The following is an 11,273-nucleotide window of genomic DNA, read 5'->3' on the forward strand; positions in this document are numbered from 1 at the left end:
GGCCATGATCACTCGCGCCAAAGCAGCTCCAGCCCAAAATCGCTACACCGACCTATCATTCCTGGCTACCCCAGCTCCGCGTTCCCCACCTCAAATCCTCGAACAAGCTTTCCAGGTCTTTATTATCTCGCAAGTCAAATTCATCCTCGGCCGCCAACAGCCTCCACGCTGCCCAGGTGACCGAGTTCTGCATCTCACGAACAAAGTCACCCTCTCGAACTCTCGGGCTTTCACCACCGTGAGCGATGGCGCTACGCGCGGAATACACCGCATCATATTCACGCGCCCTAAGGGGCCGCTCATGCGGCGCCGCTTCCAGAAAGGCGTATCTCTCCTTCATGGCTCGCCCCGGAAGCCCGGAGCGGGCTCCTACCAACGAATCTAGCGCGACACCAGCTGCTAGAACAGAGTCATCGTTGACTGTTGCCCAAAAACTTTCCGAGAACCATCGCGCAGCCACCTGAATTCGTCTCGTTATATTAGTCTTTCCCTCCAGGCATCTATTTACCGCGTGAGACAGCCCATCATCACTCAACAGAACCTCTAGCGGAACGCGCTCCGCGCTGTACCAGAAGCTAGGCAGAAAAACACCAAGCGCGTCAGAAATAAAGGGTTGGCAAGCTAGATCAGCACCGTCCCCCGATGCCTTCATGGCTTGTTGTATCACCGTGCGGTCAAGAGCCAAGCCCCGCACACCTGGTCTGTTCGAAGCCCCGCGAACAGAGTAAAGAGAATGCTCATCCTTCTTCTGATCCAGCAGGATAGCGAGGTCGACAACTAGTTCCAGGCTTCGCTGAGCCTGATTAAAAGCCTCAGTTCGCTGACCCGGAGTCATCGCAGCGAATCCGATCCGCGGGCGCCGGTGAGGTTGCTGCTCCGCATACTCCTTCACCGACTCGATGGCCGCACTGGCCATGCCGCCAATTTCTTCGAGTCTACTGGCGAATACTTCATCCAGTATGCCTATTAGGCAATTTTTCGCCAGGCGTCGAGGCGGCCCCTCCCAGTCGATGTTAGCGACTGAGAAAATAGTGACCGATGGCTCGCCGGAAAATAACGTACCGAGATTCCTCTCCGCCACGCCTTCCGAATTTTCTACCCCGGAAAGGAGCGCGACCAGGGAAGCGACCGCCCACCATAGCTCCTCAAGCTCCCATCGCTCGCGTATCTGTTGCTGCTTCTGCAGCAGGTCCATCAACTCTTCATACTTCTCAACCCCCGTGGAGGACAGAGAAATTGGACCATGCGGAGATTCAATTGACGCTTCAGCTGAACGCCGGTACTCCTCGCTACACCACCCGTGATCCCACGGCTTCGAGTTCGGAGCAGGGGTGGCCGTAGCCGCAGCCTCAACAGCCAATCTGGCAGCGCGTTGCAACAACTTCTGCATGCGCACAGGCTGCCACAGACCCACGAACTAAGTTGGCCGTTTTATGTTCCCGGCCGGCAGACCGAGTCTCGTCGTATGCCAGCCGGGAGCAACAGATACCCCCCTCGGCGCGACGGACCCGGTTCAACGAGACGGGTACGACCACCCGGCCAAGACATAGTGCCCCGGCCGGCTACTGGGGAGATGCCTACCTCGAACCGGACTGCACCATCGTGGCCCTACAGGGAGCAGCTCCCTGCGGCTCCCGCGCCGCTTGCCTGCAGGCAGCATGGTCAGTACCCGCCCGGTCGGGAGTCGACTGAGCCCTTGGCCGTCGCAGGGCCGTGCGAGGGCAGGCCCGCGCCCTTCCGTCTCAGTTTCCGTCTCATTCAGCGACAGTCCCCTCTCGTGCGACTAAGCCAGCGCGGGCGACCGGCCCACGGCCAGTAGATGCGAACTGGCAGCGAGCAGCACGGGTATGGCTCGGCCAAGCGAGCCGCAACCGGCACACCGGCGCGTTCTCCTAGGTTCATGCCCATCCGCCTGTTCAGCGGAAGTCGTCGGCCGGATCGCCTGAACAGTGGTTGGGTAAGGGCTGTCCCGTAATTGATCTTGAGTAGCCTTGGGCATGGTGGGTTACCCTACGGCTTGGTCTCTAACCGGCGAGGGCGAGGTTGTGCATGCGCGCAACCCCGAGCATGGCGTGGTGGACGCCGTCGCCCTTGAGACGGCAGTCGCGGAGGATCTTCCAGGTCTTCATGCGGGCGAAGACGTGCTCGACGCGGGCGCGGACCTGCTTGTGGGATTTGTTGTGGGCCTGCTTCCAGTCGGGCAGCTCCTCGCCTTTGCAGCGCCGGTGGGGCATCACGAGCCCGGTGCCTGGGTAGCCGCCATCGGCGATGGTCACGGTCTTGCCGACGGCGCCCTTCGCGCCGGATTCCGCCCACGCCCTGCAGTCGTTGCGGTTGCCAGGCAGCGGCCGGCCGACCACGACGACGAGCCGGGTGTCGGCGTCGATGACGACCTGGTGGTCGGTCGAGTAACGGTAGTTCTTCGACTGCTCGGCCGCTGTGTGGTCGCGGGTTGGCACCAGGGTGCCGTCCACGATGAGCACGGTGTCTTTCGCGAACCGCTTGCGCGGCTGGAGCGCGAGCTTGGGACCGAGATGATCGATGATCCGGTCGGCAGCGGACTTGGAGACACCGAAGAGCGGAGCGAGCTGGCGTAGCGTCAAATTCGTACGCCAGTAGGCCGCGACCAGCAGCACCCGATCCTCCAGGGGAAGACTCCACGGTCGCCCGCGGCGTGCCTCGCCCGGGATTTCGCGGCGCACGACGGTCATCAACTTGCCGAAGGAGCGCGGGCTCAGCCCGGTGAACGGGGCTATCCAGGACGGTTCCGACGCCGTGATCACACCAGCCACTCCGAGATCATCTCATCGTAACCACCGTGACTGTCCGCGCATCGAGCCAGACTTGGTGGATGGAGACGAACGCCCCGTGGCCACTGGCAGTTGCATGGGACTGGATGGAGGAATCCGCGCGGTCCGCCGACGCCGCGGTGCGAGGAACTGACTCGTGGGTTCCCCCTGTCGAAGAGGAGTTGGTGCTGGCCGCCAGGGCGAGCGCGTTGAGCCAGTGGTATCCGTTCACCAGCCACAACTATCTTCGGTTCGTGGACGGACCCGCCGCGTTCTGGATGCCTGGCGCTCAAGACGACGGGAACGAGCTGGCGGGGTCCATCTCCTTCGACACCGGCGGGCCGGAGAGCCGTCCCGTCTTCCGGGTCTGGAGCGGCCTCCTTCTCCGGAAGCCCGACCCCGTACTCGTACTCGCCACTCCGAACGCTGTCGAGGCCGTAGACGCACTGGTAGAGCTACTACCAGCTCACGACGTGGAGAGCCGACCGTAGCAGCGTCGTCTCGCACAGCGATTTCGGGACAGCCCTTAGGCAGCGCCCGCACACTCGCCTACGGATCAGACGCCACGGCATCCTTCCGGCGTCCTGGTCCTGTCCATTGCTCCGACGGTGGCCGCGTCACCGGCGTACGCACGCCACCTCTGAGCTGCGTCGCCCGAAACCGAACGCGGAATCCCACTAAACCCCGAGCACATACCTTTGATTGGCGACTTGCCAAGCCCTAATCCGTCGAATTACATCCCATGTCTCCAGCGCTTCCGAAGTTAGCGCGGATCGCATCATTCTAGCGAGAGATTCGGCAGTTACTTCTACTCGATAGTCCTCCCTCAGTAGAAAGGACAGTGCGCGCACTAGATCCTTCCCGTGACACATTCCCGAATCTCCCGGTGTTTGTTCCACCAATTTTAGCCACTCGGATGCGCCAATCTCATCTGCCACCTTGGTGTGCATGGCACGTATCAGCTTCCCAAGGTCCATACTCCTGGTGTTTGTATTCCAATAGCGGGCAAGTTTTAGGTCCTCAAGATGCAGCGGAACGCCTAGAGGTTGTGCGGCCATACGCAAGCGCCCCAGCGGAAGTGCTATAGCCTCGGCGTTACTACGCAATCTGCTGACGATCTGCTGACAGGATGATCTTGATTCCAGTGCTCGGGGGACCAAATCGAGCACCAGCGTCTCAAGCAGTCCGAGTGTAAGGAGATCACTCTCCATGTCCGTCAGTGTCGTGATAATTAGGTCAGGTGCACCCGCGAGTGCTCCCCTGCGGACCTCATAGTCGCAGTCAGTGACGAATATGATCTTCCCTCGCTGCTCCGCATTCGCCTTCTGATGAGCACTGATAAGAAGCTTACGTCCGCCTGCCGGCAAGATCTGTGCGTGATCACGCACATGGCGGGCGAATACTCTTTTATCGTCGGGACCTTCAACGACTAGGATACCCCTGGATTGTCCTAGCCCGTCAGCGCGGAGTTCAGCGTCCATAAGCAACTCGAAGGCGTTTGTGTACTCAGGCACGAAGTCACCCGTCCAGCGATCGTCGCAGATCAGTCCGCCCAGCGATCAAAGTAGGCGAATGGGTGGCCAACAAGAAATACGTGCCCGACGCAGCAGAAATCTCTGTCAGGTCATCCACGAATGTTGACTGCCAAAGCACATGCAACGAGAGCTCTGGCTCGTCGATCATCACCAAGGTCCCCGGTGGTGCCTCGAAGAGAAGTTTATGAGCCAGGATGAACATTTGCTGCTCACCGCTTGACAGATGGACAGGGCTGATATCTTGCCCCGTCCTCGTTGATGCGATCTTGAATCCGTCCTTGTCATCGATACGAATTTTCTTGTCTTTGTAATGCCGGCGCAGAAATTCGATAAATGGCTCCAATCTCTGACGCAGTGGCTCAAACGTAGAAAGCTTTTCCTTGGTGTCGGATAGATAGGTGGCAATCAGTGCAACCGAGTCGGGGTTGTTGAGGGGGAGATCCGTAATGGAGTCTTCGATCTCAGTCGGGCTGATAAGCCCCGTCGTTGCTAGCGAAGATCGAATATCTTGAACCTCTTGAAACTCTCGCAACACGTCCTTGCTGCCGCCAAACTCTCTCTGTGAGTTAATCGCCGAGAAGACTCTGCGCGGGAAGTTCCGGTCCAGATTTTGTGAAGCCGTTCCGTATAGTGACTTGTACCTCTGCACTTCGTCGTTGATATGTAGAACTGCGGCTTCAATTGCCGCAACCACCCCGATCGTTTCACCCTCTCCTCGCTTTTTCGGGCGACGCCTACGCTCAGGAGCCAAACGCTGGTCTGTGACGAAAAGCGCGGGGAAAGATTGCGGAATATTTTTGACCCATCCTGGCTTATCTGATTCGCTACTACCGGCGTAGCGGTGAATTAGTCGATTCCGCGCCTCAGCTGTTAGCTCATCCCACTCTTCGACACCGAAGGCTTCTCGAAGACTAATGAGACCTCGCTCCGTTGGGGCTAGCCTGGCGTCAGAATCCAGTGAATAGCGCCAGGATTTTGGCCTTCCTTCCCTGCGTGTCAAGTGAAGCTCAAGACGCTCGTTGGACTTTTTGTGAATGCGAAGCATTGCGTCTTCAAAGGCTAGAGTCATGGTGTCGAAATCAATGCGAACCAATGAGCTAAAATGGCCGCGACTGATCCAGTTAATGGAGCGAAGAACAGTGGACTTCCCTGTCCCATTCGCTCCCGTCAGGATGGTCGGCTCGTCGATGTCAAGAGTGAACTCGTGATCGTAGTAACCGAATAGACCGGTTACCGAGTAGTCTGTGAGCCGCCCGAAGTGGGCAAACTTGACGTCTTCGTTGTCAGGGTCTTCGTTGTCGGGCCGCTCAAGAAAGCTGTCGTCCATGGCTGTCCTCGAGGTCGTTTAGACGGGGCTCGACATTACCCCAAGAAGGCATCAGTAGGAGCCCTGTTGACGCATATCGGAGCTGGTAGCCAGAGGCGTCGAACACGACCTCACAAGGGTCCGCGGCGGATAGCCTGCCGACGCGCTGCGGCCCCAGCCTCAGCACACCGTCGATCTGGAACGCGCCTGTCATCACCGAAGGCTGGCGCCAGTACGGCCACGACGTCTGACGTTCGTGCCCTCCGCCGTCGCTCCTGAGGGCGCCGCTCGTTGTCCTCAGCCTTGTCCAGTTCGCTGACGGCCGGCGTCGTCCACCGCCGTACGCGCCTCGGCCAACCTGCACTGCGGACGTACACGAACGACGCCGGACGGCCACGTGGACAGTTGGAAAGCGCCTCGGCCTGCCTGACATCCACAGCTGACATCAACGACGGCGTACGTCCACGGTCCCCAGCGGTCCGCTACGGCACTGCGCCCATTGCCCCAGCACGCAGCAGCCCACGGTTGATCGAACTCCTAAAGCGGGTGTCGCAAGGTGCCCTCGACAGAGGCCGGCACCTCGCCGACACTGATCGGCATGGGGGACAGCGCGGTTTGGATCGCGGCATTCACCGGAGGTACGGCCGTGTTCGCCAGCTGGGTGACCAACCTGGGGAACGTGCGGGCCGCCCGCGTTCAGGCCGAAGCTTCGGCGCAGGCCCAGCACCGGGAACGGGTGCGGGAGTTGCGACGATCCGCGTACCTTGAGCTGATGGAACAAGCCCACGTCATTGGCGAGTTGTATCGGCGGGTCGTGGAAGCGCTCAATCAGATCACGGACCCGGACCAGCAGCTGACGCGCTTCGAGGAACTGCGTTCGGAGCTACGCGAGGCCTACGACCCTCTCATGCACAGCGTCCGTGTTGTCGTCCTGGAAGGGCCGCCCGCTACGGCCGAAGCGGCCCAGACCGTCCTGGACACGGCGCGAGAGGTCAACCGCTGCCTGTGGCACATCACCTGCGGTGACGTAGACGCGCGTCCTCGCTTCCACGAAGTGCAGGAGACGTACCTAGGGTGCCTGGGTCGGTTCGTCGATACGGCGCGCTCGGCGATGGAGGCGCCTTGATCGGGTGCCAGCTCTCGGGGCATGGTCAGAACTCACATGAGCCAGCACCATGCCGACTGGTTGGAGGCGACCCCGTCTACGGTCGAGCGCACCACAGGCGCACCAGATCGGGCGGGGAACCGCGGGGAATCACTGTGAGACCAGCCAAGTCCGACGGGACGGCGCCCGGCCATTCGCCCAGGTCAGCGACCGGTCCGACCCTAGAGAGTCGCAGCTTCCCAAGCTGATGGCCCCTCCACTCGCTGAGACCGCCATCCCCTGGGTACCGTCATGGTCGTGTCCGGTGCGCGCCGGGTTGGTCACCCGCAGGCGTGCGCTGGTTGATCGCGCGCGACTAGGGGAGCTGGTACGGGCATGGCGCTTGACGCTGCTCGATCGGAAGAAGGGTTCACGTCGGCGAGGGCTACGCGGGTGATGCGTGGCGCGTGTCGGGCTGCGGGGCTCGACGACAAAGGCGCAGAGCTGATCCGTCTGGGAGAGAACGCACTGTTTCGCCTGGCCTCGGCGCCGGTGATCGTGCGCGTGGCGCGGGGGGAGCAGTGGCTTCCCAAGGCTCACAAGGAGGTGTCCGTCTCCCGCTGGCTGACCAGTGAAGGGTTCCCGGCTACGCGCATCATCGAGGACCTTGAACAGCCGTTGCTGATCGACGGGCACCCTGTGACGTTCTGGCACCTGATCGTTGAGGGTGATCGGAAGGCTACGTATGGGGAGTTGGGCGGCATCCTCAAAGACCTGCATTCCATGACGGTGCCGACGGGGCTGGAGCTGCCGTCGTATTACCCGTTCGACAAGTCACAGCTGCGACTGGAGCGGGCTCAGATCCCGGCCGATGACAAGGCCTTCTTGCGGAAGAGGGAGCAGGAACTTCGGGACAGGTTCGCGGAGTTGCGGTTCGAGTCTCCGAAGGGGCCGGTGCATGGGGATGCTCATGTGCAGAACCTCATGGTGAACGATCGGGACCAAGTGATCCTGATCGACTTCGAGTACTTCTGTTTTGATCACCCTGAGTGGGATCTCATGGTCACGGCGGTGGAGCATCACAGTCTTGGCTGGCAGACCGACGAACAGTACGCCGACTTCGTGGCCGCGTACGGACGGGACCTGTACGACTGGCACGGATACGGGACGCTGCGGGGCCTGCAAGAGTTCGGCATGACGACGTGGCTCATGCAGAACGTGCAGGAGGATGAGGAAACCGCGGCTGAGTACCGCCGGCGCATGGCCGGTCTGCGGAACGACGATGCGCCTCGGGATTGGCAGCCCCGGTAGCTGCTACTCGTCCTCGTCCAGGTGGGTGAGAGCGTCGTGAACCTTCTCGTTGAAGGCGGCCACGGCGTGGTTCGACGCGTGGACGCTCACTTCGTTCTGGAAGTCGGTCACGTAGCGCTGGAAACGGGTGGACTGTAGGGAGTCGCCGCCGTCGACTGCGAGGCTCGCGGTGGTGACGGCGGCTTCCAACTCGCCGTTGAGTAGCTGGCTCTGGGCAAGCACCATGCGGCAGAAGCCGAGAGTGCGGGCGTACTTCGGGTCAGTGCTGTCGACGGCGCGTTGGGCCTGCTCGACGGATTCTCGGCGCATCTTGAGATCGCGGAAGCAGTGGCAGAGTTCGCCCATGAGTTCTGCCTCATCGAAGTAGCTCAGCCATGCCGGGTCTTCGGCGGTGTTGGCGCGCTCGAAGTGGCGCTCCGCCTCGGTCATGGCTCGGGCTGCTGCGATGCCGTCACCTGTGTTGGACAGGGCACGGGCCTCCATCGCCGAACTCAACGCCATGGCGCGCGGGGTGGCCCGGCCCTTGGCGCCCTCGACGGCGGCGCGGGCTAGCTGGATGGCCTGGGCGTGGTTGCCGAGGTAGTTGGCTTGGTGGCTGAGGTTGCCGAGGATGCGGGCGCCGAACATGCGATCGTCGATGACTTGGGAGAGGCGCAGCGTCGATGTCAGGTAGCGGTGGGCAAGCCGGTGGTTGCCTACGTCGTAGGCGGTCCATGCCAGCAACTGGGAGATCTCGGCGGCGGCGCCGAATAACGCGGTGCCTACCTTCTCGCTGTAGCTCGCGTCCAGCAGGGGGAGCACGTCTTCGCGGAAGTAGTGGCGAAGTGCCTTGTGGCCGTGGCCTCCGCCGTACTTGAAGTCGAGCTGCATGAACAGGCCTGCGGCTTCCCTGATTGCGCGAACGTCACGCATGCCGACTCGTCGGTGTGCGGGCCTGTCAGCCTGGATGCCGTCGGGGCGCGCGATCATCCATGAGAGTACGGCGGAGCCGAGGTCGGCGTCCGCGATGATCAGTCGGTCCGACTGTGGGGCGTCGGCGTGCTCGCGGGTGAGTCCGTCGAGCATGGACAGGACGTCGGGTACGGTGCTCGGGTAGCCGATCGACTCGGGTGCTGTCGACTTGGTGTGGTCGAAGAATCCGAGGTATCCCGGCGTGATGCGGCGCCCCAGTTTGGCTGACAGCACATCTGCCATGAGCGCCGCAGTCTCCGGTCGGATGCCTGCGCCGGCTCGCCACCGTCCCACAGAGATGTGTGTCGTCCCCGCGCCTTGATCGAGGCCGCGTCGGGTGGCTTCTTCCGCCATGCGCTTCGCAAGGCCCTTGTTCGACATCTTCGCTTCGCTCATGACGGCGATTAGCTGCGCGTTCGGCTCTCGGCTCATGCTCCCCTGCCAACCCGAGACTTACGGCGAGTATTCATCGTGTCACAGCAGTATCGCTCTGGGGGTTCATTCGCGAACCCCCTTTGGCTTTGCCGGTGTTCACGTGAACCCCCTGGTGAACGCTCCCGCCCAAGCCCGCCGCGCCGTTCACTGGTCAGCACAGATCGGCGGGCTACGGGGCTCGCAAGCGCACGGGAGGGAACGCGGTGGAAGCACGGCAGAGCAAATACACAGCGAATGCCCCGACGACGGGCACTCCGCCTCGCTCGGTGTACGACCCTGACACCGGCCACTTCCGGGCGCTGACCGTCCACGCTGAGGACCCGGACTGCGTGAAGGCCGCGCGGGACATGGTCGGCTCCTACCTTGAGACCTGGAGCCTGGGCTACGCGGTCGATGACGCGAAGCTCGTCGTGTCGGAACTGGTCGGCAACGTCGTCCACCACGCCGTGCCAGATGAGCGCTTGTCGATGCCCGGTGCGAAGCGGCGTATCGACGTGTGGCTGATCAACTACCCCGGACTGCTGGCGATCGGCGTCTTCGACGAGGACTCGACGCCGCCGGACCTCCCGGCGGGTGAGTTCATCTCGCCAGACCTGGCCGGTGACTTCATCGAGGCTCTCGTACCGGACCGGGGGCGCGGGCTGCTGATCGTTCAGCGCCTGGCCGATGCGGTCTGGTGGTCGCCGGGGCTCAAGGGCGCCGGCAAGACAGTGTGGGTTCGGTTCGACCTCGATCGGGTCTGGGCCGACTGGTGGGCCGAGTACTCGGCTCGATAGACGCCGGGTCGCCACCCCTGCTCTGCTCCCACGCGATCGGGAGCGGGAGGGCGACCCGGTCACTGGCCGGAGCCTGACCACTCCGGCCGAAGGGGCGCGGTCTCTCGGACGGCCCGGGGGCTCCCCTCCCGAGCGAGAGTCCGCGCTTCACATCCCCATATAGGCCGGGCCACCCCGTCAGCCCTGGAAAGCGAAGGGTGGCCCGGCTGGGAACACGGCGGTTCCCGGTGCCTGATGGTACCGGGGCCGCCGTGCTGCGTTTGCGCCCTGGTCCAAGGAAGTTGATGATCCGTTACCTAGATCAGGGCAGAGGTGGGCAAGGTGACTGGCTCGGGTGAGGGCTGGCTGAACGATGGTCTCGATCTGCCGGGGGCGGACTCCGGTCTCTGGGTGTCCGGGGTGGACTACATCTCCGGTTGGCGTGAGGCGCGTGAGGCTGCCGACCGGCTGAACCGTGCACTCCTGGGCGCGGGGTTGGAGCTGTCCGCCGTGAGGGCCGTTGCGTCCACGAACGAGGACGGGCACGGGGTGGTGCGACTAACGGGCTGGCCGGCCGTCGTGGACCGGCTCTCTGCGCTCCTGGAGGCACGCGCGGACAGCGATGGCGGTGCAGCATGAAGGGTGCTTCCGCTGGTGAAGTTTGCGTGAGGTCGGCGACTCCCCTGCTTGATGCCTCAGCCACAGACAGTCAGCCACGACGATGCCGTGCGGCGAACGAGCTGGCACGCGTGTGTCTCGCTCAGCCACCCACCGGCAGCAACCACGCTTCCGGGTTCTTGATCGTCGCTGCCGGTACGGCCCGAGACTCGGTACCAATGGTTGGTCGACGCCTCGACTCCTCCGGCGTGCTGCGGGCGGGGGCGCCGGCCGACCGGACGGGACCGGCGTCCACGCCGCACGCCCGGCCGGGGCGGCCGGGCGCCCCGGCGCGCCGCAGGCGCGCCCTTGAGGAAGTGAAGGTTGTTTCGACCGATTGCCCTCGGCGCTCAGGTGTCTTGTCTCGGTTGATGCTTGACGTTGTGGCTTCACCTGATGCTTGACACCGCTTGCCTCGGCTTGGCTGTGCGCGTCTGATCCGCGTGCAGG

9 protein-coding genes are annotated in these 11,273 nt (G+C 62.7%); 5 read left to right on the forward strand and 4 right to left on the reverse strand.

Features of this window, described 5'->3' with window-relative positions; all coding sequences use genetic code 11:
• Window positions 1-55 precede the first annotated feature (55 nt).
• Both ABT288_RS13295 and ABT288_RS13300 read right to left on the reverse strand, forming a co-directional pair.
• On the reverse strand, window positions 56-1,195 hold the full coding sequence (locus ABT288_RS13295) for a hypothetical protein (RefSeq protein WP_351606181.1): 1,140 nt from the start codon (window positions 1,193-1,195) through the stop codon (window positions 56-58).
• Between the two features lie 829 nt (window positions 1,196-2,024).
• On the reverse strand, window positions 2,025-2,792 hold the full coding sequence (locus ABT288_RS13300; protein WP_351606184.1) for a transposase: 768 nt from the start codon (window positions 2,790-2,792) through the stop codon (window positions 2,025-2,027).
• Between the two features lie 59 nt (window positions 2,793-2,851).
• On the opposite strand from ABT288_RS13300, the gene ABT288_RS13305 reads away from it, so the two are divergent.
• Complete coding sequence (locus ABT288_RS13305) at window positions 2,852-3,280, forward strand: hypothetical protein (protein WP_351606187.1); 429 nt, start codon at window positions 2,852-2,854, stop codon at window positions 3,278-3,280.
• A gap of 1,027 nt (window positions 3,281-4,307) precedes the next feature.
• Here ABT288_RS13305 and ABT288_RS13310 read toward each other — a convergent pair.
• Window positions 4,308-5,651: an AAA family ATPase gene (locus ABT288_RS13310; RefSeq protein WP_351606189.1), complete on the reverse strand. Its 1,344-nt coding sequence runs from the start codon at window positions 5,649-5,651 to the stop codon at window positions 4,308-4,310.
• Between the two features lie 535 nt (window positions 5,652-6,186).
• On the opposite strand from ABT288_RS13310, the gene ABT288_RS13315 reads away from it, so the two are divergent.
• Both ABT288_RS13315 and ABT288_RS13320 read left to right on the forward strand, forming a co-directional pair.
• On the forward strand, window positions 6,187-6,756 hold the full coding sequence (locus tag ABT288_RS13315; RefSeq protein ID WP_351606192.1) for a hypothetical protein: 570 nt from the start codon (window positions 6,187-6,189) through the stop codon (window positions 6,754-6,756).
• Between the two features lie 354 nt (window positions 6,757-7,110).
• A complete protein-coding gene (locus tag ABT288_RS13320) occupies window positions 7,111-8,025 on the forward strand; it encodes an aminoglycoside phosphotransferase family protein (protein ID WP_351606195.1) in 915 nt (304 codons plus the stop codon).
• A 3-nt stretch (window positions 8,026-8,028) separates the two neighbouring features.
• On the opposite strand, the gene ABT288_RS13325 is transcribed toward ABT288_RS13320, so the two are convergent.
• On the reverse strand, window positions 8,029-9,408 hold the full coding sequence (locus ABT288_RS13325; RefSeq protein WP_351606198.1) for an NsdA family TPR-like regulatory protein: 1,380 nt from the start codon (window positions 9,406-9,408) through the stop codon (window positions 8,029-8,031).
• Window positions 9,409-9,614: 206 nt separating this feature from the next.
• On the opposite strand from ABT288_RS13325, the gene ABT288_RS13330 reads away from it, so the two are divergent.
• Window positions 9,615-10,187: an ATP-binding protein gene (locus ABT288_RS13330; protein WP_502972749.1), complete on the forward strand. Its 573-nt coding sequence runs from the start codon at window positions 9,615-9,617 to the stop codon at window positions 10,185-10,187.
• A 321-nt stretch (window positions 10,188-10,508) separates the two neighbouring features.
• Entirely contained in the window at window positions 10,509-10,805 is a 297-nt protein-coding gene (locus ABT288_RS13335; RefSeq protein WP_450801473.1) for a hypothetical protein, read from the forward strand.
• Window positions 10,806-11,273: the final 468 nt, after the last annotated feature.

The organism is Streptomyces sp. NPDC001093 (assembly GCF_040298985.1).
Taxonomy (GTDB): Bacteria; Actinomycetota; Actinomycetes; order Streptomycetales; family Streptomycetaceae; genus Streptomyces.